At 62.9% G+C, this 23,732-nt stretch carries 13 protein-coding genes; 4 read left to right on the top strand and 9 right to left on the bottom strand.

The annotated features are described in order from the left end of the window. Window positions 1-12: 12 nt before the first annotated feature. The gene (locus tag LZ496_RS06990; RefSeq protein ID WP_249903932.1) at window positions 13-1,599 is read left to right on the top strand and encodes a lysine--tRNA ligase; all 1,587 of its coding nucleotides are present in this window, start codon (window positions 13-15) and stop codon (window positions 1,597-1,599) included. On the opposite strand, the gene LZ496_RS06995 is transcribed toward LZ496_RS06990, so the two are convergent. Beyond that, complete coding sequence (locus tag LZ496_RS06995; protein WP_249903933.1) at window positions 1,596-2,669, bottom strand: S41 family peptidase; 1,074 nt, start codon at window positions 2,667-2,669, stop codon at window positions 1,596-1,598. The genes LZ496_RS06990 and LZ496_RS06995 overlap by 4 nt on opposite strands. A gap of 101 nt (window positions 2,670-2,770) precedes the next feature. Next, window positions 2,771-2,995, bottom strand: coding sequence for a hypothetical protein (locus LZ496_RS07000; protein ID WP_249903934.1), 225 nt, complete (start codon window positions 2,993-2,995; stop codon window positions 2,771-2,773). Window positions 2,996-3,091: 96 nt separating this feature from the next. Here LZ496_RS07000 and LZ496_RS07005 point away from each other — a divergent pair, with 96 nt between their 5' ends. After that, window positions 3,092-3,571 carry an Lrp/AsnC family transcriptional regulator gene (locus LZ496_RS07005; RefSeq protein ID WP_249903935.1) on the top strand — a complete coding sequence of 160 codons (480 nt, stop codon included), beginning with the start codon at window positions 3,092-3,094 and terminating at the stop codon, window positions 3,569-3,571. Window positions 3,572-3,592: 21 nt separating this feature from the next. Here LZ496_RS07005 and LZ496_RS07010 read toward each other — a convergent pair whose 3' ends face one another. After that, complete coding sequence (locus LZ496_RS07010; RefSeq protein ID WP_249903936.1) at window positions 3,593-5,419, bottom strand: DUF885 domain-containing protein; 1,827 nt, start codon at window positions 5,417-5,419, stop codon at window positions 3,593-3,595. Between the two features lie 113 nt (window positions 5,420-5,532). Next, on the bottom strand, window positions 5,533-6,066 hold the full coding sequence (locus LZ496_RS07015) for a (2Fe-2S)-binding protein (RefSeq protein WP_249903938.1): 534 nt from the start codon (window positions 6,064-6,066) through the stop codon (window positions 5,533-5,535). Between the two features lie 50 nt (window positions 6,067-6,116). Here LZ496_RS07015 and LZ496_RS07020 point away from each other — a divergent pair, with 50 nt between their 5' ends. Then, complete coding sequence (locus LZ496_RS07020; protein WP_249903939.1) at window positions 6,117-6,896, top strand: alpha/beta fold hydrolase; 780 nt, start codon at window positions 6,117-6,119, stop codon at window positions 6,894-6,896. A 59-nt stretch (window positions 6,897-6,955) separates the two neighbouring features. Next, window positions 6,956-7,885 (top strand): transglutaminase-like cysteine peptidase, encoded by a 930-nt coding sequence (locus LZ496_RS07025; RefSeq protein WP_249903940.1) that lies wholly within the window; start codon window positions 6,956-6,958, stop codon window positions 7,883-7,885. Here the strand turns inward: LZ496_RS07025 and LZ496_RS07030 are convergent, their stop codons facing one another. The 5 genes from LZ496_RS07030 to LZ496_RS07050 all read right to left on the bottom strand — a co-directional run bounded on the left by LZ496_RS07030 (window position 7,886) and on the right by LZ496_RS07050 (window position 23,568). Further along, entirely contained in the window at window positions 7,886-9,154 is a 1,269-nt protein-coding gene (locus LZ496_RS07030) for an HlyD family type I secretion periplasmic adaptor subunit (RefSeq protein ID WP_249903941.1), read from the bottom strand. A 13-nt stretch (window positions 9,155-9,167) separates the two neighbouring features. Beyond that, on the bottom strand, window positions 9,168-10,175 hold the full coding sequence (locus tag LZ496_RS07035; protein ID WP_249903942.1) for a cell wall hydrolase: 1,008 nt from the start codon (window positions 10,173-10,175) through the stop codon (window positions 9,168-9,170). Beyond that, on the bottom strand, window positions 10,172-12,322 hold the full coding sequence (locus LZ496_RS07040; RefSeq protein WP_249904912.1) for a type I secretion system permease/ATPase: 2,151 nt from the start codon (window positions 12,320-12,322) through the stop codon (window positions 10,172-10,174). Before LZ496_RS07040 ends, LZ496_RS07035 begins: the two co-directional genes overlap by 4 nt. 28 nt (window positions 12,323-12,350) lie before the next feature. Beyond that, the gene (locus LZ496_RS07045; protein WP_249903943.1) at window positions 12,351-13,793 is read right to left on the bottom strand and encodes a TolC family protein; all 1,443 of its coding nucleotides are present in this window, start codon (window positions 13,791-13,793) and stop codon (window positions 12,351-12,353) included. A 64-nt stretch (window positions 13,794-13,857) separates the two neighbouring features. Next, window positions 13,858-23,568 carry a beta strand repeat-containing protein gene (locus LZ496_RS07050; RefSeq protein ID WP_249903944.1) on the bottom strand — a complete coding sequence of 3,237 codons (9,711 nt, stop codon included), beginning with the start codon at window positions 23,566-23,568 and terminating at the stop codon, window positions 13,858-13,860. Window positions 23,569-23,732: the final 164 nt, after the last annotated feature.

A 23,732-nucleotide genomic window follows, 5' to 3' on the forward strand; every position in this document is an offset into this window, starting at 1 on the left:
AAAGGGCAACAGTTGAGCGACGACGCGATCCGCCAGGCAGCCTTGACGAGCAAGGCATGGCCCTATGAGGAAGCGCGCAAGCTCTTGAAACGCTGGCCAGACGGAAAGCCTGGCGGCGAACCGATCCTGTTCGAAACCGGCTACGGCCCGTCAGGTTTGCCGCACATCGGCACGTTCAACGAGGTTCTGCGGACCACCATGGTGCGCCACGCCTATGAGGAACTGACCGGCGGTGCGCCGACGCGCCTGCTGGCGTTCAGCGACGACATGGACGGGCTTCGCAAGGTCCCGGACAATGTGCCGCAGCAGGAAATGCTGGCGAACTATCTCGGCATGCCGCTGACCAAGGTGCCCGACCCGTTCGGCGAGTATGAGAGCTTTGCGGGCCACAATAATGCGATGCTGCGGCGCTTCCTCGATCGCTTCGGCTTCGATTATGAGTTCGCCTCCTCCACCGAATATTACGCAGCGGGCCGGTTCGACGAGACGATCCGCCAGGTCCTGCGAAAGTGGGATGAGGTGATGGGCGTGATGCTCCCGACTCTGCGTGAGGAGCGCCGCCAGACCTATTCGCCCGTGCTCCCTGTATCGCCGATTACGGGCAAGGTGCTGCAAGTCCCGGTTCGCGTAGTCGATGCCGATGCCGGCACGATCGCTTTCACCGATGAGGACGGCACGAAGGTCGAGCAGTCTGCGCTTGGCGGCCAGTCCAAGCTTCAGTGGAAGGTCGATTGGGCACTCCGCTGGGTTGCACTTGGCGTCGACTATGAAATGGCCGGCAAGGACTTGATCGATTCCACGATCCAGTCGGGCAAGATCGCGCGTATCCTCGGCGGCCGTCCGCCGGAGGGCTTCAACTATGAGATGTTCCTCGACGAAAAGGGCGAGAAGATCTCCAAGTCGAAGGGCAATGGCCTCAGCCTCGAAGAATGGCTGACCTATGGTAGCGAGGAGAGCCTGTCCTTCTTCGCCTATCGCGAGCCCAAGAAGGCGAAGAGCCTCCACATCGCGGTCATCCCGCGGGCGGTCGACGAATATTACCAGTTTCGCGGCAATTATCCGGCGCAGCCGGTCGAGCAGAAGCTCGGCAACCCCGTGCACCACATCCATGGCGGGAAGGTTCCGACGGACACGCTGCCACTGACCTATGGCCTGTTGCTCAACCTGACGTCGCTGCCAGGTGTCGGCGACAAGGAAACGGCGTGGCGGTTCGTTCAGCGCTATGCGCCGGACACATCGCCCGAGACGCATCCGGAGCTCGACAAGCTCATCGGCCTCGCCGTCAATTATGCGCGCGATTTCGTGGCGCCAAGCCTCAATCGACGCAAACCGGAGGGGCATGAAGTTGACGCGCTTAAGGACCTCGATGCCGAGCTTGCGAAGCTGTCACCCGATACGCCGGGCGACGAGATCCAGAATGTCGTGTTCGAAGTCGGCAAGCGCCACCCGTTCGAGAGCCTTCGCCATTGGTTCCAGTCGCTCTACGAGACGCTGCTGGGGTCGCCGCAAGGGCCGCGCATGGGCAGCTTCATCGCGCTTTACGGGCTCGACAACAGCCGAAAGCTAATTGCGGAGTCGTTGGAGCAGGTCGCGGCCTAGCGGAGCGCCGCTAGTGCGGCCTGACCCGTCAGGCCGACGCCGGCACGGCGCAGCGCCTCGTCGAGCGCCTGGTCCGCCGAGACAGCCACGTCCGGCTTCACCCCGACTCCTTCCCAGCCCTCGCCGTTATCGGGATCGAAGGTGCGACCGACCGGTATGAACGCCGCATAGATGCTGCCGACCGGCATCATCCGGCCATAATGACCAGCGCCATAGGTCGTCTCACCGATCACCGTCGCTCGATGGCTGCGCTTGAACGCGAGGGCGAGATGCTCGGCGGCCGAGGCGGAGCGCTTCGAGGTCAGATAATATACATCGGCCTGCCGCAGCGCCGTGGGCGTGGAGTCGGGTAGCGCGCTATGCACCCGGCGCACCACATCTTCGGAGGTCGGGACCATCTTGATGGTCGGGCGATTGTCATCCGGGTCGCTTCCCGCTTCCTCGGCCGCCCGGCGCGTATCCATCGTGAGCAGATCGGCCGGCTTGGAGAATATCTCCCCGAAAATCATGTCCATTTCATCCATGCCGCCACCGCGATGGGCACGCGCATCGATGATCAATGTCTTCGCATCCTTGTGCGCGTCGAGGAATTTGCGAAGCTCCTGCAGCGTCGCCTCATTGCCCGGGAACATGGCGAAGCTGATGTAGGCCACGCCCGGCGCCAACCAACCCGACCTCGTAATTGCGCTACCGTCGGGCAAGCTGATCGGAGCATTCTCGTTTGCATTGCCGCGATCCTCGGGCGGAATGACGTGCAGGCGGAGGTGCCCATCTTTATGCACTGCCTGGAGATCGTTTGAGACGCGAATGGCGAAGGCCCTGGCATTCGGGAAGCTGTCATAAGCACCCGACGCGAGGTTGGACCGAAGCATCGCCGCGTAGGCCTTCCCCACGTCGGGGAAGACGAAATTGCTTTCCAGCGCCGTCGCCAGATTCTCGACGGCGACCTTGGCGTCGCCCGCCCGGAACGGGTCGTCTGCCGCCTGCTGGACTGGCGCTGTGATAGGCTGGCTGGAAAGCGGGCCGGCAATCGCGACCGCAGCCAGCACTATGGGAAACAGGCGTGTCATTTACGGAAGCTCCGCTGTGTTAAATTAATAACACAGTAGCTGAAGATTCACGGAAAATCTGACTGAATTAAGGGGTAAGGGCGCCAAAAACGGGCGGAGGATCAGGGTCCGAAGCTTAAAATCTGCACGTCGAGCTTGCGCTTCTCGACCAGTGCAACGCTGCGAACCGGTGCCGCCTTGATCGTGGCGGTTGAGCGCTTCGCGACCTTCTTGCTGTGATGGCATTTTGACGAGCCAGACTTGTCCGCCGACCAGGCGGGCGCAGCGACGGATGCTGACAACATCAGCGAAATTGCCGTGGCGGCATTGGCGAGCAGCTTGATCATTGTCCGGTTCCCAATGTCGGAGTCTTAACTCAAATTATTGGCGCAGGGTAGGCAATTGCACTGGCTTCCTTGCCAAAATTTGGCAAGGTTCGGCAGATGTTCGACAATTTCGACCTGAAGCTCCTGAACGCCATGCAGGAGGACGCGGACCGCACCGCCGAGCAATTGGCGGAGATTATCGCGCTTTCCCCCTCCGCGATTGCCCGCAGGCTGCGGCGATTGCGAGAGGAAGGCCATATCGCGCAAACCATCGCGCTTTTGCCCACGGCAATGGCCGATCGGCGGTTGAGGGCACTGGTCAATATCCAGCTGCACGACCATGCGCCGGCGGGCGGCCTCGCCGAGCTCAAGGAACGTATGCGTGCGTTGGATCAGGTTCAGCTATGCCTGGAAGTCAGCGGTACCACGGACATGCTCCTCCTGGTCGCGTCCCGGGACATGGCCGAATTCAACGCATTCGCCGACGCCGAGCTGGGATCGAACCCGGTCGTCCAGCGATACGAGACCAGCTTCGTCAAGAAGGAGATCAAGAACCGGCCGATGATCCGGCTGGACGAGCGCGACGCGCAGGCCTGAGACCCGCGAGCCGCATGACGGTTAGCTGGCCTTCTTGCTCGCGATCCAGCGGTCGATCTTCTGCTCGAGGATCGCGAGCGGAAGCGCGCCGGTCATCAGCACCTGTGCGTGGAATTCGCGAACATCGAACTTTTCGCCCAATTCCGCTTCCGCCTTCTTGCGAAGACGCTGGATGGTCATCGCGCCAGTCTTGTATGCAAGCGCCTGGCTGGGGATGGCGATGTAGCGTTCGACCTCGGCGGTGGCGTCGGTCTTCCCCATGCTGCTGTTGGCCAGCATGTAATCGATCGCCTGTTCGCGGGTCCAACCCTTGGAGTGGATGCCAGTATCGACGACCAGCCGCATCGCGCGGAGCATTTCATCGTCGAGCGTGCCCATGCGCTGATAGGGGTCCTTGAAGAAGCCCATGTCGTAGCCCAGCGTCTCGGCGTAGAGCGCCCAACCTTCGACGAAGGCGGTGTTTCCGCCGAACCGCATGAAGGCGGGCAGGTCCGCATTCTCCTGCGCCAGGCTGATCTGGAAATGGTGCCCAGGCGAACCCTCGTGCAGGTAGAGTGTGGTCATGCCCGGCGTCGTGCGTGACGGCAGGTCGTATGCGTTGAAGTAGAAGATGCCGGGCCGCGAACCGTCGGGCGTTCCCTGTTCATAGCTGCCGCCGGCCTGGAACTTCTCGCGGAACGGCTCGTACGGGCGGATCTCCAGCTTGGCCTTGGGAAGCGTAGAGAAATAGGTCGGAAGCTTCGCATCGACCGCCTTGCCGATGTCGTAGTAGCCCTGGGTCAAAGCCTCGCGGGTCGGCTTCTTGAATTTGGGGTCCGTGCGAAGATATTCGAAGAACTCCGGCAACGTGCCCTTGAAGCCGACTTCCTGCTTCACCTGTTCCATGCCGGTCTTGATGCGAGCGACCTCGCTGAGGCCGGTCTGGTGAATTTCCTCCGGCGTCAGAGGCAAGGTCGTCGTCGACTGGACCATGTAGGCGTAGAGTTCCTTGCCGCCCTTCATGTACATGAGGCCGTACCCGTCGCGCGCCTTGGGCAGGTAGCTCGTCTGCAGGTAATCGCGGAGATTCTTCATCGCCGGGTAAATGTCGTTGGTGATGGCCGCCCGATAAGCGGCCTCGAGGCGGGTCTTGTCGCCCTGGCTGAAGTCAGCCGGGAATTTCTTCACTGGCTGGTAGAAGGGCGAGTCCTCGATCGGCTGCTTCAGCTGGGTGTCGAACTGCTCGATGACGTTCTTGATCGTCATCTTGGTTTCGAACACGCCGGCGGCCTCGCCTTCCTTGAACCGACCGATCGCGCGGCCCAGCAGGGTGGCGTAACCGGCGTGGCGCTTCAGTGCATTGTCATAATCCATGACGGTCTTGAACGGCGCGCCGCCTGACCCGCTGGAGAAGCTGGGATAGAAGGTGTGGAAACCCGAGAAATGGTTGATCGGGCGAACCTTGCTGACGTTCAGATACTGGGGCTCGTAACCCCTCAGCGTATCCTTGGTCGAAAATTCGAATACGTCATAGGCGAGCTGGTCGGTCGGGCTCAGCGATGCGCGATCGATCGCGTGGAGCGCTGCAAGATCGGCTTCGGATGCGGCCTTCTCTTTCGCCAGATAGTCCTCGGTGATGTAGTCGCCGAACTGATCGGCATAGCGCAGGTCGCCGCGGAAAATGCCGAAGATTGGGTTGCGCTTCAGCTGCGCCTCATCGCTGTCCTTGAACAGCTTGAACAGCCGGTCGTGGGGGGTCTGCGCGACGGCATCGGAAGCAGCCGGCTGGGCAGCTTGAGCCGCGACTGGCGCGGCGGAAAGCAGCGAAGTGCAAAGTAGTACTGCGAGCGTCTTGGTGCGGCGATTCATCGGTGAGAAACCCCTGACATATAGTGTATTAAGCGCATAAAACGGCTATTTCGCGTGGGCAAGTGCTGCAACGCCACTTCGACCAACTGCTCGAGCCTGTCTACCAGAGGAAGCTATTGAGCTGGGGCCTCTGCGGCTGCGCCTCCGGGAGACTCCGGCCGTTGGGCCGCAGTGCCTGCCGGATGGGGAGTAGCAGGCGGCGCGGCAGCCGACGCTGCCCGGGCAATGGCCTTCATGATACGCGGTGTCGCTCCGCAACGGCAGATGTTCGGGAGCGCCGAAAGCTGATCCGGCGTCGGATTGGGCGTCGCCCGCATGAGCGCCGCCAGCGCCATGATGAATCCGGGGTCGCAGCGCCCGCACTGGCTGACCTGCTCGGCTGCCCAGGCCTGTTGCAGCGGATGGGCGCGGTCTGCGGACAGCCCTTCAATGGTGGTGATCTCGGCGCCTTCGGCGGCGGCGATGGTCAGCTGGCAGGACAGCACGGCCTGGCCGTCAGCAATGACCGTGCAGCTGCCGCAATCGCCGCTGTAACAGCCATGCTTGGCGCCGGTGAGATTGGATGCGTCCCGAAGCGCGAACAGCAAGGGCGTTTCCGGATCAAGCCGGTATTGGAGCGCCTCGCCGTTGACGGTCATTCGGGTCATGGGCGGAGCCTAGCTTGCAATATCCGCTCGCGCGACCCCATGATGCAGTAATGGGGCACATCCAGACGGCGCTGGGGCGCATCGGATATATTGAGAAGGGTAGCGGCGATGAAACGCCGATCCTTTTCCTGCACGGCGTCGGATCCGACAAAAGCGTCTGGCGGCCGCAGCTAGATCATTTCGGAAGATCGCGACGATCGATTGCATTCGATTATCCGGGCTATGGCGAAAGCGAGTTCGTCGATGGCGAGACGCGCGAGGACTTCGCTGCCGCGATCCTCGCGGCCATGGATTCGCTTGAGATCGATCGGGCCCATATCTGCGGACTCTCCCTTGGCGGCGTGATCGCCATCGCAATGCATTCGGTTGCGCCAGAGCGCTGCGCCTCGCTGATTATCGCCGACAGTTTTGCGGTTCATCCGGACGGCCAGGGCATCCACGACCGATCGGTCGCCGCCAGCCAGGCCATGACGATGCGCGAACTGGCCGAAGCACGAAGCGGGCTCTTGCTGGGTTCGGAAGCGACGGATGCGCTCAAATCTGAAGTAGTGGACACGATGACCGCGATCGATCCGGCCGCCTATCGCCTAGGCGCAGCGGCCGTTTGGTTGGCGGACCAGCGCGATCGCGCAGCGAGGATCGATGTGCCGACCCTGGTCCTGGTCGGTAACGAGGATCAGATCACCCCTGCCAGTCTGTCGGAGGATCTCCACAGATTGATCACGGGGTCGGATCTTCTGGTGATCGACAAGGCCGGTCACCTGGCCAACGCAGAGCAGCCGCAAGCCTTTAATTCAGCGATTGAATCCTTTCTCTCTCAACAGCGTTAGCGCCTTGTTAACTATGTGATTTAAGCCAGTTTTTTCCTTGTCCTGCGAAAAGCGGGGCAATGAAGACCGCCGCACTCCGCTTTGCCCACATCCTGCCAGCTCTGGCAGTGGCCGCATTTGCACTGCCTGCACAGGCACAGGTGGTTTCAGCCGCGTACCGCGGAATTTCGAAATCGGAAGCGATCCTTGGAGGAGCGCCCAGCGCCCTTGCTGCGATCACCGCACGACAGGACGGCGCTGCCTATCTGCAACCGGCAGCGGCTCCATCCTATTATCGGCCGGCGGTTGCCAATTACGCCCGCCCGGCGATTTCGAGCGACCGCCCGGACGTGTTCAACAGTGTCGCCCTATCCATTGGCCGCAGCCCGCTCGATGCGCGCTGGAGCCAGGTGTCGGGGGCGGGCGTCGGCGGAAACGCCGGCGCCTTCGCCGCCTCGCTTCGCGACCAGGACGTGTTGTCGAAGCTCGAGGCCGTGAACAGCTACGTCAATGCGCGCGTCCGCTTTGTCGACGATCGCGTACAATTCGGCGTCGCGGATCGCTGGCTTGCCCCGGCCGATACGCTGAACCGCGGACGCGGCGATTGCGAGGATTTCGCGCTAGCCAAGCGCGCCATGCTTCGTGCCGCCGGCGTGTCCGACAAGGACCTGTATATTGTTGTCCTGAAAGACCTCAGCCGCCGCGCCGATCACGCCGTTCTGATCGTGCGAGCAGCAGGCCGCTTCCTCGTGCTCGACAATGGCACCAACCGCATCGTCGATTCCAGCGACGTACAGGATTACAAGCCGATGCTGACCTTCGCATCCAACGGCCGGTCCTATACCCATGGATATCGCCGGGACCTGCCGCCGGTCACTTATGCGGCCAATCGCGTTACGGCGCCGGTCGTGTTGGCTGAAACGCGGTTCGAACCGTCGTCAGGCGACGATGAGCTTCCGCAGGTCGTGCAGGAAACGGCTAGCCTGGTTCCTACCGCCGTTACGCTCTGATCAACGCTCGCGCAGCGCGTCGCTGCGGGCCTTCAGCACCGGCTTCAACAGATAGCTGAGAACGCTCTTGCGGCCCGTGATGATCTGCGTGTCGGTCATCATGCCCGGGGTAATCGGTAGCCGACGGCCAATCTTGTCGAGATAGGCCTTTTCCGTTTCGACGATGACGATGAAGTAAGCCTGGCGCTCGACCTCGTCATAGATGCTGTCCGCCGAAACCTGGACGACTTTGCCGTCAAGCCCGCCATAGGTCGAGAAGTCGTATGCGGTGACTTTGACCAGCGCCTTGTCGCCCACCTTGATGAAGGCGATGTCGCTCGGCTTGACCCGCGTTTCGACGAGCAATTTGTCGCCCATCGGAACGACTTCCATAACCTTCTCGCCGGGCTGGACGAAGCCGCCGATCGTGGTGATCTGAACGTCGTTGACGATGCCGTTGACCGGGGAACGCAATTCCATCCGGCCTGGTGCACCTTGCGCACCGCTCAGCGACTGCCGGTTGATGGCGATTTTCTGCTGCACCTGGCTGCGCTCGTTCAACGCTTCCTGGCGGAAGGTGAAGGATGCTTCATTGGCCTGGCTCAGCGACTCGCTGACAGCGGCCATGGCGCGACCCTGCTGTTCGCGGGCCGCCGCGATCCGTCCCTGCAAATCGACGACCTCGCGCTGTGCGTTCGCAAGCTCAGTTACCGGAACGATGTTCTTCGCCGCGAGCGGCTCCAGTCGATTCACATTATCCTGCGCCAGCACGAGGCTGCGCGACAGGGAACTAATCGTAGCCGCTGCTTCCGCACCTTCGCGTCGCCGCTGTTCAGCAGCAGAGCGTAACGCAGCGACACGGCTGGACAGGGCTTGCCGGCGAACCGCGCTCAAAGTCGCCTCTTCGCCGCCCAATGAGGCCGACGAACCACCCAGCCCTTCGGCTTCGAGACGGGCCGACCGGGCCTGAAGCGCATCGGTTTCGGCTTGGATCGAACGGCTTTCCGGATTGTCGAGACGGGCCAGCAATTGGCCTTTCGTGACCTGCTGACCCGAGCGGACGAGCAGTTCGACCACTGTTGCAGGCTCAGCCGACTGGATGAGCTGTACTTTGCTGGACGGAATGACCTTGCCCTGTCCGGCGGTAACTTCGTCGACCTTGGCCAGCATCGCCCACAAGATGAAGACGGCAAAGCCGATCGAGACGGACACGATGATCCGCTGCGCGCCGCTTAGCGGTGCGCGATGCCGGTTGGCCGGCTGCTGGGAAAGGAATGGAAGCGTCGCCATGATCCGAACTCGCCTATTCGCGGGCCGCCAGCGTGACCGGCTTGGCCGGCTCCGCGGGGAACGCTTGTTGCTTTGCTGTTGCGCTGGAAGCCGAGCTTGATTCGGACGGCATCGGGATGTTGAGGGTCCAGCCCTTGGATGTATCGAGAAGCCCGCCGACGTCATTCTCGGCGCGCGAAATCGGTGGTCCGGCGACCGCCGGATCCTCGACCGGAACCAGGCTGCCGTCGGTCAACACAGCCTGACGGAGAGGAGGCCGAAGCGAAGCGGGGTCGTTCGGCTCGCCGATGTAGCGACCGGAGAAAGCGGCGGTCGAACCCCAGGCGCCTGGCCAGCGATAAAAGATATGGGCGCCGATCTGGGCGATCTTCGCCAGTCGCGGCGCCCAATAGGGTGCGACATAATTGGCATGGTAATGCGTCGCTGCCCCAACGGATTTCTCGACGAAGCCGTTGATCGCTGCAGCTGCGATCTTTTCTGCTTCCTGCCACGCACCAAGCGCGGGACGGCGATAGAGCGAACCGTCGCAGACGAAGCTGAACTGGCAAACCGGATCGCGAGCGCCCTGATAGACCACCCCGCAAATCGACTTGGGGAAAGCCGGATGGCGCATCCGGTTCAGCACGACCTGCGCCACGGCGCGACGGCCCTCGAGCGGCTCGAACCCGGCTTCGTAATAGATTGCCTGCGTCATGCACAGCAGAGCCCGGCGCCGGTCCAGCGGATCCGAGCCCGAAAGATCGAACGGCCGCGAAGCGGAGATTGGCGCGGTACTGAAGGGCATCGAGGCGTTGATCAACTTGGCCTGGTCACCGGTCGCACGGTTGTGGACCAGCTCTTCGCCCGACGTCGCAGCAATCAATGAAGCTGCTGCAGACGACGGAATGGAAACGGTAGCGGTCGAGGCCAGCGTCGGATCGACGCGCAGCGTGGTTCCGCCAACGATGCCGGCGAGCAAAGCCGCCGCCGCAAAAGTTGCGGTCCGACGCGCAATGGCGAGCGTGGGCAGCAGGGCCGTCATTGTGCGGCGTCTTTCTGGCCAGCATTCTTGAGCTTGCCGAGCACCTCGTCGCGCGGTCCGTCGGCAACGATCTTGCCGCCGTCGATGACGATCAGGCGGTCGCAGATCGTCAGCATATTGTGGCGGTGCGTCGAGACGACCATCGCCTGGTCCTTGCCCAGCGCGGTCTTCAGCTTCTCGATGAAATAGAGCTCGGTCTGCGTATCCATCGCGCCCGTCGGCTCATCGAGGAACAGCAGCTTCGACGGACTGACCAGGGCACGTGCGAGCACGAGCAGCGAACGCTGTCCGCCGGAGAGAAGCGAGCCGCGCTCGCCTACCGGCCGATCGAAACCGGCGGCATCCCGCGACAGGAAGATGTCGGCACCAGAGCGAACCACTGCATCGATCAGCTGCTGATCGTCCGCCCGCGCCGCGCCCAGCATGAGGTTGTCGCGGACCGTGCCGGAGAACAGCTCCGCGTCCTGGCCGACGAAGCGGAAGGCTTCGCGCAGCTGGTGCGGGTGATATTGGCGGCTGTCGAGGCCATCGACCAGCATCTCGCCGCCCGTTGGGGCGTAAAGGCCGCACATCAGGCGGCCCAGCGTGGACTTGCCCGAGGCAACGCGGCCGATGATTGCAATGCGCTCGCCCGGCTCGATTTTCAGGTTGATGCCCGACAGGCTGTCGACGCTTGCCAGCGGATAGCGGAAGTCGACGCTCTTGAGTTCCAGGTGCCCGGCACGGATTTCCGGCACGATGCTGCGCGCGGCGACCTTTCGCTCGTCGGTCGCTTCCATCATGTTCTGAAGCGATTCAAGTGTCGTCATCGACTGCTTGCCGCGCGTCAGGAGGAAGGCGAATTGTCCGATCGGTGCCATGGAGCGGCCGGCCAGCATGACGATCGCGATGATCGCACCCATGCTGATGTCGCCCTCCTGGAACAGGTAGAAGCCGCCCACCACCAGCCCGACGCTGATCGCCTGCTGGCATACCGATGCAAGGTTGATGGCAACCGACGTCAGGCGGCGAAGCTTTTCCTGGGTCGCGGCGGACATCGCCGCATAGCGCCGCCAGCGACCGAGCATCTGGCCTTCCGCGCCGGCGGATTTCAGCGTTTCGATTGCCGAGATGGATTCGACCAGAACGCTATGCTGCAGCGAACTATCGGCCTGAGCGTCGATCGCCGCGCCGGCCATCCGCTTTTGCAATATCGTGCCAACCGTGAGCATCGCAGCGATGCCGACAATCGGCACCAGCACCAGCCAGCCGCCGATCAGTGCGATCAGGGCCAGGAACACGAGCATGAAAGCGATGTCGACCAGAAGCACGACTGAGGTCGATGCGAAGAAATCGCGCACGCCTTCATATTCGCTGACCCGTTTGGCGAAGGCGCCGGTGCTGCCTTGGCGCTCGGCCATCGGCAGGTTCATCACCTTTTCGAACAGCTTCTGCGAATATTTGTCGTCGAGCTTGCGGCCGATTTCATCGACCAGCTGCGACCGCGCGAGGCGCAGCGTATAATCGAAGCCCAGGGCCAGGAACACGCCGATTGCCAGCACCCACAGGGTCGGCACGGCCTTGTTCGGAATGACCCGGTCGTAAACGTTCATCGTGAACAGCGGCACTGCAAGCGCCAGCAGGTTGACGATGAGCGCGGCCAAAAGAACCGGCCAGAATTCGCGACGGACCTTCCACACTTCCGACCAGAACCAATGGGTCCGGCGGAGCTTGTCCCACGGGCGTTCGCCCGCTCGCTCCTGCGTCGGATCGGCCTCGACCGCGACGGCGTGGCCCGTGAAAACCGGTTCCAGGTCCGAAACCGGAACCCACATCGGTTCAGCGGTGCCCGGAGAATAGATTAGGGCGTCGCCCGCCTTCATCTCGATGAGGACCGCGGCGCGTTCCTCGGTCAGTTCGATGATCGCGGGGAGCTGTTGCAGGCGCCAGCCCGAAATGCGGCGGCGCGAAACAGGCTCGCCGCGCATTCCGACCTGTTCGAGCGCAGGCTCGATCTGGTGGAATGGCAGCGTACCCGTCGAAGAAACCGCCAACCCCGCGCGCAGCAAGACCGGGGAAGACGGCCTGTCTGCGCGGCGCGCGAGGAAGGTTAGGCAATCGAGGACAGGGTCGATCTCACGCGATGGCGCGGAATCCAGCCAGTGCATGATACTCAACACCCGTCCCCTTCATCACTTAATTGTTGCCCGACGGATAGGGCGAAGGATCTTCCCCAGGCGTGGGCGGGCCCATGCGCGGATAGGGGAAGCTGTTCTCCTGCCGATCCTCAGGCGGGATTGGATTGACGTCGAACTTCTGACGCTGGTCCTGACGAGCCTCGGTCGCAATCTGCACGCCAAGCGCATCGATCAGGCGATTGCTCGCCGCCAGGATGCGATACTGGGCATAGAGCTTCGACATGCGCGCCGTCTCAAGCGACGACTGGACGTTGAAGCGCGTGTTCTGCGCATCCAGCACGTCGAGCAGCGAACGGCGGCCGACATTGAACTGCTCACGATAGGAGAGCAGCAGGTCGTCGGCGACGCGGCCCTGGGTTTCGAGCTCCGTTACCAACCGGCTCTGGTTGGTGAGGCGGCTCCAGCCCGAACGAGTATCCTCTTCGGCACGGCGGGTCATTTCGAACAGCCGTGCGTGGATCTCGTCAGCCCGCGACTTTTGCTCGCGAACATTGGCCGTGTTGGCAAAGCCGTCGAAGATCTTCCAGCGCATCACGACGCGGGCGCCAAGGTCGCTGGTGCGGCCTTCGAACCCGTCGATGTCCTGACCGTAGCGAGCCGTGCCTTCAAGATTGAAGCGCGGCCCAAGCTCCGACTGGGCGACCTTGGTGAGGTACCGTTGGGCTTCCAGGTCGGCGATCGCCTCCTGGACCCGCGGGTTGTTCTGCCGGGCCAGCTCTTCTGCTTCCGCCAGCGAGGCCGGCATGGCCTGCGACAGATCGGGCGGCATGGAGACCGCATCGATCGGAACGCCGGTCAGCGTCTGGAACTGAATCGCCGCCGTATCGAGGTCTTCCTGCGTCTCGGTCACCCGGGCGCGGGCCGACTGCAGGCGCTCTTCGGCCTGCTGCTGGTCAGCGATCGAGATGGAACCGCGAGCAACGCCTTCGCGAAGGTCGCCGGCGAGGCGATCGTGGAACGTCACGTTGTCCTGCGCGATCGCAACCAGCCGCTGCTGCAGCAGATAGTCGATATAGGCGCGGCTGATGTTCAGAGCGACGAACTCGCTCCGCTCCTCGACGCGGGCACCTGCGGCATCCGTGCGGGCAGCCTGATACTTGATATCAGCCTGGCGTCCGCCCGAGTTCCACAGCAGCTGGTCGGCGATGACGAACCCTTCGACAGGCTTCAACGTCTCGTCGTCCAGGCCGATGTCACGGCGGGTCGGGTTGCGCAGCTTGCGGAGGCCAGCCGAGCCTTCGACCGAAACGGTCGGCAGCCATTTGCCTTCAGCCTGCTTGCGCTCTTCCTTGGTGGCGAGCTTGTTATGGACCGCTTGCCGGATTTCCGGATTGGTCTGCATCGCCGATTGAATGGCGTCCCTAAGTTCTACGCCAAATGCCGGCGTGGCGCACATCAGCACCGCCCCGGGAACGATAATCGTCCAGTGCTTCCTCTTCATGTCTTCCCCCTTCTGGTCATGGGCGTATAGGCCCTCCCCGTCCACAGGGAGGGCCCTGCCCCCGTCAGCCGTTGTGAACCGGCTGAACTGCGTCATGATGGTTTGCCGAAACATCCATCTTCATCATCATGTCGAGCGCGGCTCCGCCAGCGGCATGACCGCCGGTGTGCCAAGCCGAAACGCCCGCATCTTCAAGGCTTGCCATATGGGCAAGTGCCTGAAGTCCGCCGTTTCCGCCCGGCAGGTTCGCGAGCGCGGCATCGACGTCCGAACCGCTATCCTGCAAGGCTTCGGCAACGATCTGCTCGACCGAGCCGCCCTTCTGGGCATTGCCACCGTCGTTGGCGGCTGCCTCAAGGGCTTCGGCCGAAACCATCGCAACCGTCGGTGCAACCGGGTTGGCCGCATCGGCAGCGCTATGCGATCCGCCATCATCGGCCGCCGGAGCATCGTTCGATTCCGGCGCCGCCTTTGCCGCGCTGTCATCGAGGCTGTTGCTCGAGCTCGAATGATCCGAGCTGCTGGAGGAAGTATCAGCCGGGGCCGAAGCCTTGGACGAAACTTCCGGAGCCAGCATCGACACTGCGGCGTCGCCGCTGTCGTCGACCGAATAGCTCATGACCGTTTCAGGCGCCGCATGGCTTGCTGCCTCGACATTATGGCCGTTGCCATTGTGCTTGCCATTGTCATGAGCTGCGACCGGTTCGACAAATCCAGCGGCAGCCACAGCAGTTGCCAGCGTCAGCGTGTTGCTGTTCGCCGCAATCTTCTGCACCTGCTGCTCCTGGCTCGCGAACGAGGAGAAGGTGGCAGCAAGCGTATCCACCGGCGGATTGATCGCCGTCGAGATGGTCGCCGCCTCCTGGTCTCCGTCACGATCCTGCGCGACAATGTCGAAGTCCTGCAGGATGGGATCGCCAGACGAAACGCTGCCGATCGACAGGATACCGAGGTCGTAGCTGCCGCCACCGGCGGGCTCGAGGCTCTGGTTCACCACCGCGCTGAACGGATCGGACGTGTCGATTTCGTACTGATCCCCTTCCTGAAGGTTGAAGATCGAAACTGAACCGTCCGCATTGAACGTCACGCTGGTCGTGGTCGTACCGCTGCCGTCTGCATTGGTGTGCAGGAATGACAGCGAAGCCGGCACGTTTGGATCGAAGGTATGCGACACGCCGATCGCGAAGTTGATCGTCACCGAAGTGATGTCGGCGATCGACTCTCCGACTTCCGGCGCGACGGACGGCGTATTCTCGTAGACATTGTCTTCGTCTGCGAGGATCGCAGTGACCCGCATGTCGACGACCGTGTCGGGATTGCCGTTGGTCTGGGCAATCAGCTGCTCGAAGTGGGTCGTCGTGACATGCCCGCTGTGATGGAAGCCTTGCGGTCCATTCGGCGGGTCGCCCGGGCCGACTACCGTTTCCAGATTTTCGACGAAGTCGATCCGGATCCGTTCGCCGCTTTCCATGGACTGGTTGTTGACGCCCATCGAAGTCGAGTTGGTGTTCACCGTACCGTTACCCGACAGGATAAGGTCGGTGTTTTCGGCATTGTTGTTGCCAACGTCGGATCCGACCAGTCGGAAGGCGACATTGCCGGCCGCGGCGCTGGTCAGATCGGTGAAGCTGGTCTCCGTACCGTTGGAGATGACGCCGTGCAGCTGGAAGCTGTACGTCCCGTTCTGATTCAGCGTGATGGTGAAGCCAACGTCGCCGTCAGCAGTCTCCGCAGTCAGTACGTTGCCGTTGACCTGGTAGAACAGCTGTTCGCCGCCGAAAGTGAGGTTGTGGCCATCAGCGTCCTGGGCGGGATCGCCGTCATGGGCCGAGTTGAAGAACAGCAACCCGTAGCCGTCAGATCCGATCTCAAGATTGAGATTTTCGATCTGAACGGTCGTGTCACCATTTTCCACTTCGACGCCAGCGGGCGGAGCAGTGAACTCCGGACCGTCGTCCTCGATGTGGAACACACCTTGACCGACACTGACCGTAGCGGTGTCGAAGTCGCCATCGGCGTCGGTGACACGCTGCACCACCTGGACATTGGCAGCCGCCGCCGTGGTCAGCGTCGACGTGTCGTCGTCGCTGCCGGTGTTGGCATGCCAGACGTTGAGCAGTTGGGTGAAGGTCACCACACCAGTCGTCGGGTTGATGCTGATGGTGAAGTAGGGGGTTGCCCCAACCGTACCAGTGATGGTGAGACCATCACCACTGATGTTGAGCACGATCTCCGCACCTCGGCCGATGCCGTCGCCGTCACCGGCGGTGATGTCAGCCTGGTCGAGCGCATAGAGACCCGAACCGACGTTCGATCCCGACAGAGAAAGCGAATAGGTAACTGCACCCGCTCCATCGGCGCCATAATCAGCCGGCCCGACGAAGTTGTTGGAGAAGTCCGCCGTGATCTGGCCAAGGCCAGCGGGCGCACTATCGCCATTCGTTTCCGTTCCCAGCGGACGGGTTTCGTCGAGGACCAACTGGTCCAGCGTCGCGTTTACGTCGGCCTGGGCGTCGGGGCCATCGTCGAGGAACACAAGGTCGTCGCCGATTGGTGCCGAGCCAGGTGCCGTATCGCCATCGCCATCGGTGATGGTGATCGTGGCATTGACCAGGCCGGTCAGATCCAGCGCGTCATTATGCAGCGCTGGACCGCCATCCTGGGTATGGTTCAGCGCAACGTTCTGGGTCAGCGTGACCCTCCCGTCGGTGCCGATGTCGATCGTGAACGCGACGTTCGAGCCATTATAGCGGCCCTCGATCGTGTTAGCGTCGACCTGCACCAAGGTGATGGCGAAATTGCCGGCAGTAGTGAACAGGCCGGTACCCGGGCCACCAGTGATCGCCAGGCCATAAACGACCGAGTTGACCGCCGCAGCGCCATCGGCACCAAAGGCCTGGGTCGCGGTGATCATCGCGGCAGCACTCGTGTTGCTGATCGGGAAACCGGCCGGCGTTCCGGCGCTGGTTTCGTCGAGCGTGACACCCGATGCGCCCACGACATTCGACAGGGTCGGAGCATCGTCGTTGAACTCGATGTTCAACGTGCCGTTGACACCACCTGCCGGCGAATTGTCACTGTCGGTGACCGTATAGGTCAGCGGGACATTCGGCGCACTGGTCTCATTGCCGCCAGCCGCGTGGATGACGTTGTCGCGAAGCGTCAGCGTATATTCGCCAGTCGTCTGGTTGACGACGATGTCGAACAACACCGTGCCGTTGCGCGGACCACCTTCGACCGTAGCCGTCAGCGTGCTTCCGGCCCAGGTGTAGCGGACCGTTTCCGTGCCCACGGTGCCGGTCAAGTTGTTCATCGCCGCGAAGGTCACCGTACCCGGGCCATCGCCACCGAAGTTCAACGTCAGCTGGCCATGGAAGATGGCTTCGTTGCTGTTTGCCGGAGCAAGTTCGCCGACGTTGGCGTCGATGTCGCCAGTGCTGCTTGCCGGATTGTTGCCAGCAAGACCGTCATCGTCCAGACGGGCGGCAGACGTACCAGCCGTCGGAACGTTGGCATCAGTGATGTTGAACGCCCAGTTAGCGGTGACGGGGTCGCCGTCGCCATCGGTAACCGTGAAGGTCCCGTTGGTGACGCCGCTTCCCGACGCATCCGACTGGAATTCGTAGCTGCCGTCGGCCTTGGCTCGGATCTGGCCGTCGTCGACCGGAATCCACTGGCTGAAGCCGCCGACACCGAAGACCAACTGGATGCCGTTGATGTGGGTGACGCCGCCGCCGTCTGCCCCGGCAACGAAGTCGAACGTGCCGGTTACAGTCTGGAAGCCTTCCTGCACATTCTGCTGCGCTTCGTTTGAAGCCGAAGGACCGTCATCGTAGAACTGGATCCGGCTGCCGACATCGAGCGAACCCGAGGTGAAGGTGTCGCCATCGCCATCCGTGATGGTGACCGTCGCGCCGAGGCTGCCCGCGGCGAGCGTCAGGATGTCGTTCGGGTCCGGATTCGTCGGATGGTCAAGGCTGAGATAGAGCTCAGCTGTGACGACGCCGGTGTTCGCATTGAGCGAGATGGCGAACGCCGCCTGGCCTGCGAACGGACCTGCCTGAACAACGCCGACCACCACGCCCGAAGGCAAGAGGACGAGGTTGATTGCCGATCCATCCGTCAGGGTCAGGCCCGACGACGCATTGTTGACAGTCAGGTGGTAGGTGATCGCGCCAACCGCCGCCGGGCCGTCGGCGCCGAAGAAGGCGTTCGGGACCAGCAGGGTCGTGCTTCCGGACGCGATCGCCTGACCGCCGACCAGATCGGGATCGTCACCCTTCACATAGGGATCCGTGTTGATGGTCGGATCCGAGACGGGCGGGCTTTCGTCGACGACCGCAGGAGCCTCGGTGCTGACCGCCGGCGTAGCCGAAGGACCATCGTCTAGGAATGTGATCTGGTCGGAGATGTCGACCGCACCCGAGGTGACGGGGTCGCCGTCGCCGTCGGTCGCCGTCACGGTGACCGCGATGGTGCTGTCGCCAAGGCCGAGCGGATCGTTCGGATCCGGATTCACTGGGTGGTCGAGCGACAGATATTGCTCAACCGTCACGACACCCGTCGTCGGGTTGATCGCGATCGCGAATGCCGCTTGGCCCGCAAAGGTACCGGCCGCAACCACGCCGACGATCACGCCATTGGGGAGCAGCTGCAGGTTGATCGCCGTGCCGTCGGTGAGCGTCACACCCGAGCTGACGTTCGTGACGCTCAGCGCATAGGTGATGCTATTGAGCGCGGCAGCGCCGTCGGCTCCGAACACCGCATTGGCGTTGACGATGGCAACACCCGAGTTGCCCTGGCCGATGGCCGTACCGGTGGCATCGGAGAGGTCAGGATCGTTGCCCTTGGTCACGCCCGGAGTCGCAATGGCCGGGACACTGGACGGAAGGGTCTCGTCAACCGTCACGACCGCCTGCGCGTTGACCGTCGGGTTCACCGAAGGACCATCATCGAAGAAGCTGATCTGGTCGGAGATGTCGATCGCACCCGAGGTGACGGGGTCGCCGTCGCCGTCGGTCGCCGTCACGGTGACCGCGATGGTGCTGTCGCCAAGGCCGAGCACATCGTTCGGGTCCGGGTTCACCGGATGGTCGAGCGACAGATATTGTTCGACCGTGACCACACCCGTCGTCGAATTGATCGAGATGGCGAAGGCCGCCTGGCCGGCAAATGTACCGGCGGCAACCACGCCGACGATCACGCCGTTGGCGAGCAGCTGCAGGTTGATCGCCGTACCGTCGGTCAGCGTCACGCCCGAGCTGACGTTCGTCACGCTCAGCGCATAGGTGATGCTGTTGAGCGCGGCCGGACCGTCGGCACCGAACACTGCGTTGGCGTTGACGATGGCGACGCCTGAGTTGCCCTGGCCGATGGCCGTTCCGGTCGCATCGGAGAGGTCAGGATCGTTGCCCTTGACCACGGCCAGCGTGTTGATCGCCGGAACGCTCGAAGGCAGACTCTCGTCCAACGACACCACTGCCTGCGCATTGACCGCCGGATTCACCGAAGGGCCGTCGTCGCGGAAGGTGATGTTGCTGGAGATGTCGACCGCACCGGTGGTGATCGGATCGCCATCACCGTCGGTCACCGTCGCCTTCACGCCCAGCGTATTTTCGCCAAGGCCGAGCGCATCGTTCGGATCCGGGTTAATCGGATGATCGAGCGACAGATATTGCTCGAGCGAGACAACGCCGGTCGTCGGGTTGATGGCGATGGCGAAGGCCGCCTGGCCAGCAAATGTGCCCGAGGCAACAACGCCGACCACCACGCCGTTGGCGAGCAGCTGCAGGTTGATCGCCGAGCCGTCGGTCAGCGTGACGCCGGAGCTGGCGTTGATGATGCTCAGCTCATAGCTGATGCCGCCGCCCGCCGCCGGGCCGTCGGCCCCGAAGAAAGCGTTGACGTCGATGATCGCGCTGCCGCTGTTGCCGGCACCGATCGCGGTTCCGGTGGCATCGGACAGGTCAGGATCGTTGCCCTTGACCACGGCAAGCGTATCAATCGCCGGGACGCTGGACGGCAGGCTTTCGTCGACCGAGATCGTCGCTTCCTGATCCAGGACCGGATCGGCCGAAGGACCATCGTCGAAGAAGCTGATCTGGTCGGAGATGTCGACCGCACCCGAGGTGACGGGGTCGCCGTCGCCGTCGGTTGCCGTCACGGTGACCGCGATGGTGCTGTCGCCAAGGCCGAGCACATCGTTCGGGTCCGGGTTCACCGGATGGTCGAGCGACAGATATTGTTCGACCGTGACCACACCCGTCGTCGAATTGATCGAGATGGCGAAGGCCGCCTGGCCGGCAAATGTACCGGCGGCAACCACGCCGACGATCACGCCGTTGGCGAGCAGCTGCAGGTTGATCGCCGTACCGTCGGTCAGCGTCACGCCCGAGCTGACGTTCGTCACGCTCAGCGCATAGGTGATGCTGTTGAGCGCGGCCGGACCGTCGGCACCGAACACTGCGTTGGCGTTGACGATGGCGACGCCTGAGTTGCCCTGGCCGATGGCCGTTCCGGTCGCATCGGAGAGGTCAGGATCGTTGCCCTTGGTCACGCCTGGGGTGTCAATGCCCGGAACGTTCGACGGAAGGCTTTCGTCCACGTTGACCACCGCCTGAGCGTTGACCGACGGGTTTACCGAAGGACCATCGTCCAGGAAGTTGAACAGGGCCGAAATGTCGATCGGATCGCTGGCATCAGTATCGCCGTCGCCGTCCGTCGCCGTCACCACCACGCTGACCGTGTTCGGGCCAAGCGGCAGGGAGTCGTTCGGGTTCGGGTTCAGCGGATGATCGAGGCTGAGGTACAGCTCGACCGTCGCAACGCCAGTCACCGGATCGATGGCGATCGCGAACGCGGCCTCGCCGTCATGCGCGCCTTCGGTGACCACACCGACGATCACGCCGTCGATCAGTTGGAGCTCGATCGCCGAGCCATCGGTCAGCGTCAGCGGCGTATCCGAGCTGCCGAGCTGCAGCGCATAGCTGAAGTCGTCGCCGGACGGACCATCGGCGCCGAACGCCGCATTGGCATCGACCACCGCGGCTGCGCCGACGGCGCGACCGATCGGACCGGAGCCCGCGACATTTTCATCGTCACCCTCGGTGACGCCGCCGCCAACGACGATCGTCGAGGCGCCCGTCGGGCCGCTTTCGTCGGTCGTGACCGCACCTTCCGCGTTGACTTCGCCGCCAGCCGTCGGGCCGTCATCTAGGAAGTTGAACAGGCCGGAGATGTCGACCGGATCACTGGTGTCCGTGTCGCCGTCGCCGTCCGTCGCGCTCACCACCACGGCGACCGTATTCGGGCCGAGCGGCAGAGAGTCGTTCGGGTTGCTAACGTCCGGATGATCGAGGCTGAGATACAGCTCGACCGTCGCGACGCCCGTCGCCGGATCGATCGCAATCGCGAACGCGGCTTCGCCGTCGTGCGGCCCTTCGGTGACCACACCGACGATCACGCCGTTGATCAGCTGGAGCTCGATCGCCGAACCGTCCGTCAGCGTCAGCGGCGTATCGGAGCCGCCGAGCTGCAGCGAATAGGTAAGGCCGCTGCCCGAAGGACCATCGGCGCCGAACAGTGCGGAGGCATTGACCACGGCCGTAGTTCCGACCGCACGCCCGATCGGGCCCGAGCCGGCAACATTCTCATCGTCACCCTCGGTGACGCCGCCGCCAACGACGATCGTCGAAGCGCCCGTCGGGCCGCTTTCGTCGACCGTCACCGCGCCTTCGCGGTTCAGTTCGACATTCACGACCGGCGTGTCGTCATCCACGTCGATGTGGAGCGTGCCGTCCGCCGAATCGCCGTCCTGGTCGGTGACCCGGTAGGTGATGTCGAAGTCGACATTGTTTTCCGCACCGCCCGCCGAATGATCGATCGGGTTGACCTGCGTGACTTCATAGGCACCGGTGCTGGTATTGATGGTGATGGTCAGGACATGCGTAGTCCCTTGCATCACGTGGACCGAACCGTTCGGACCATCGACATAGCTGAAGCCGGCCGGAGCGCCGGTCAGCAGAAGGTCGTAGACCAGCGGCCCGTCACCGCCCGAAGCAGCGAGGAAGCCGGTAACGTTGACCGCGTCGGCGTCGTCGCCGTCGCCGCCAGGATTGCCGTTGGCAAGCGCGTCGTCGTCGAGCTGGACCGGAGGATTCTCGTCGGTCTCTGGCTTCAAATCACCGATGGAAATGGTCAACGTCGATACCGACGTGTCGCCGTCGCCGTCGGTCAGCGTATAATTGAAGACCTCGGTTACGCCGCCGGGCGTACCTTCGTTGCGCGTGTAGCTATAATCGCCATTCGAGTAGATCCGAAGGACACCATATTGTCCGGCGATGTCGACGAAGCCCCCATTGGGCACCGAAGCGCCAGGCGCGGCATTGCTGTGATCGATGAAAGTGACGCGGGCATTGTCCGCGCCAACCGTGTCGGCAGCATTTGTGTCGGTGTCGCCAACGTCGCCCGGTGCGGCGTCGGTGATGACATTGCCGGTGGCCGGTCCGAACTCACCAGCCGGGATCAGATCAGTGTCAGGGCGCGCGGTCGGTACATCGTCGATGATGTCGATACGAAGCGTCGCGGAAGCGATGTCGCCGTCGGAGTCGGTCAGTTGAACCGCGAAATCATCATGCGTGTCGTTGCCCGACGTATTGTCGTTCAACGTATAGCTGTAGCCGATCACGCCCGGCGCGATGCTGGTGATCGTCAGGCTGCCGAAGCTGCCGGCGATGACCTGCCCGACCGACGCTACCGCAACGCCGTTGATCGTGATGACGTTCGGGGTGTCTTCCGACGTGTAGACGATATTGCCGGTCGTGGTTTCGCCGGTAGCGCTATTGTTGGAACCGTTGCCGTCGGCGCTTTCGGCCGAACCGGCGGGCTCCCCACCATTTCGCGTCGGAAGACCGGCTTCTTCAACTTGGTCGACCGCATTGATCGTCGCCGGCTGTCCGTCCGGCTGAACAAAGATTTCCGGCTCATTGTCGAGCGGAAGGAAAGTTTCCTGCGGTTCGGGCGGGACATAGTCCCGGACCGTCGGCGGAATGAGGTCGCCCAGCGGAACGCCCGGATCCAGCGGGGGCGGCGGAACCGCGAAGTTGCCGCCTGACGAAGGCGGAAGTTCGCCGGCCGCCGGCTGCGGTTCCTGACCGATGAGCAGGGCAGCAACGTTGGTCGCGGGGACCTGTACGCCGTCGAGAACCAGCTGCGGAACGAACACCGCGCCATCGACGATGATGAGCTGGGTTCCGTCCGGCATGTTGATGACGAGGTTGCGGCCAACGACCATGACGTCGCTGAGCTCGACGCCCGGCGGAAGCGTTACGACGCCATCCGGTCCCGGAACGATCTGCTGGGCATCGGCCTTGATCACGACCGGCGTTTTGCCAAGCTCGATGACCAGTGCGGCCGTGTCGGTGTTACCCTGGTTGTCGGCGAGCGTGTAGGTAAAGCGGTCGCGCACATTCTCGGGCGCGTTCTTGTTGGCAATATAGCTATAGTTGCCTTCCGCATCGACGCTGAGATTGCCGTGCTCGCCAGTGACGCTGAGCTTGCCGCCGGAAAAGCTCGAGTCTTCCCCGCCCTTGCCAGCGATGGAGGTGATATGCCCGCCCGCAGCGCTGTCCGCGCCCGCGGCCGCATATTGCGTGCCTTCGCCCGTAATCAGGTTGCCGGTTGCTGGCTGACGCGAACCCGCCGGAAGCGTGTCGCTGTCGTCATTCGCATTTGGCCCGGAAGCCTGGAACGAACCCGAAGCATCTTCGTACCGCATAACCACCTCTGCCCGTTTGCGCCGGTGACAGCCGGACGCGTTAATCACTCATGGCAGGGGCGCGCTGTTAACCTCTTTCGGTTAATGCAACCGCGTTTAGTCGAGACCGCCCCCGCGCTCGCAATACAAAAGAAACACCTCAAAACGACAATTTTCAAGCTGGG

This window comes from Sphingomonas caseinilytica, from assembly GCF_023516455.1.
GTDB classification, from domain to species: domain Bacteria; phylum Pseudomonadota; class Alphaproteobacteria; order Sphingomonadales; family Sphingomonadaceae; genus Sphingomicrobium; species Sphingomicrobium caseinilyticum.

What these genes read in the sequence shown, in the direction of transcription:
- LZ496_RS06995 (WP_249903933.1), bottom strand. Translation starts at nt 2,669, where the DNA reads ATGACACGCCTGTTTCCCATAGTGCTGGCTGCGGTCGCGATTGCCGGC.
- LZ496_RS07000 (WP_249903934.1), bottom strand. Translation starts at nt 2,995, where the DNA reads ATGATCAAGCTGCTCGCCAATGCCGCCACGGCAATTTCGCTGATGTTG.
- LZ496_RS07005 (WP_249903935.1), top strand. Translation starts at nt 3,092, where the DNA reads ATGTTCGACAATTTCGACCTGAAGCTCCTGAACGCCATGCAGGAGGAC.
- LZ496_RS07010 (WP_249903936.1), bottom strand. Translation starts at nt 5,419, where the DNA reads ATGAATCGCCGCACCAAGACGCTCGCAGTACTACTTTGCACTTCGCTG.
- LZ496_RS07015 (WP_249903938.1), bottom strand. Translation starts at nt 6,066, where the DNA reads ATGACCCGAATGACCGTCAACGGCGAGGCGCTCCAATACCGGCTTGAT.
- LZ496_RS07020 (WP_249903939.1), top strand. Translation starts at nt 6,117, where the DNA reads ATGGGGCACATCCAGACGGCGCTGGGGCGCATCGGATATATTGAGAAG.
- LZ496_RS07025 (WP_249903940.1), top strand. Translation starts at nt 6,956, where the DNA reads ATGAAGACCGCCGCACTCCGCTTTGCCCACATCCTGCCAGCTCTGGCA.
- LZ496_RS07030 (WP_249903941.1), bottom strand. Translation starts at nt 9,154, where the DNA reads ATGGCGACGCTTCCATTCCTTTCCCAGCAGCCGGCCAACCGGCATCGC.
- LZ496_RS07035 (WP_249903942.1), bottom strand. Translation starts at nt 10,175, where the DNA reads ATGACGGCCCTGCTGCCCACGCTCGCCATTGCGCGTCGGACCGCAACT.
- LZ496_RS07040 (WP_249904912.1), bottom strand. Translation starts at nt 12,322, where the DNA reads ATGCACTGGCTGGATTCCGCGCCATCGCGTGAGATCGACCCTGTCCTC.
- LZ496_RS07045 (WP_249903943.1), bottom strand. Translation starts at nt 13,793, where the DNA reads ATGAAGAGGAAGCACTGGACGATTATCGTTCCCGGGGCGGTGCTGATG.
- LZ496_RS07050 (WP_249903944.1), bottom strand. Translation starts at nt 23,568, where the DNA reads ATGCGGTACGAAGATGCTTCGGGTTCGTTCCAGGCTTCCGGGCCAAAT.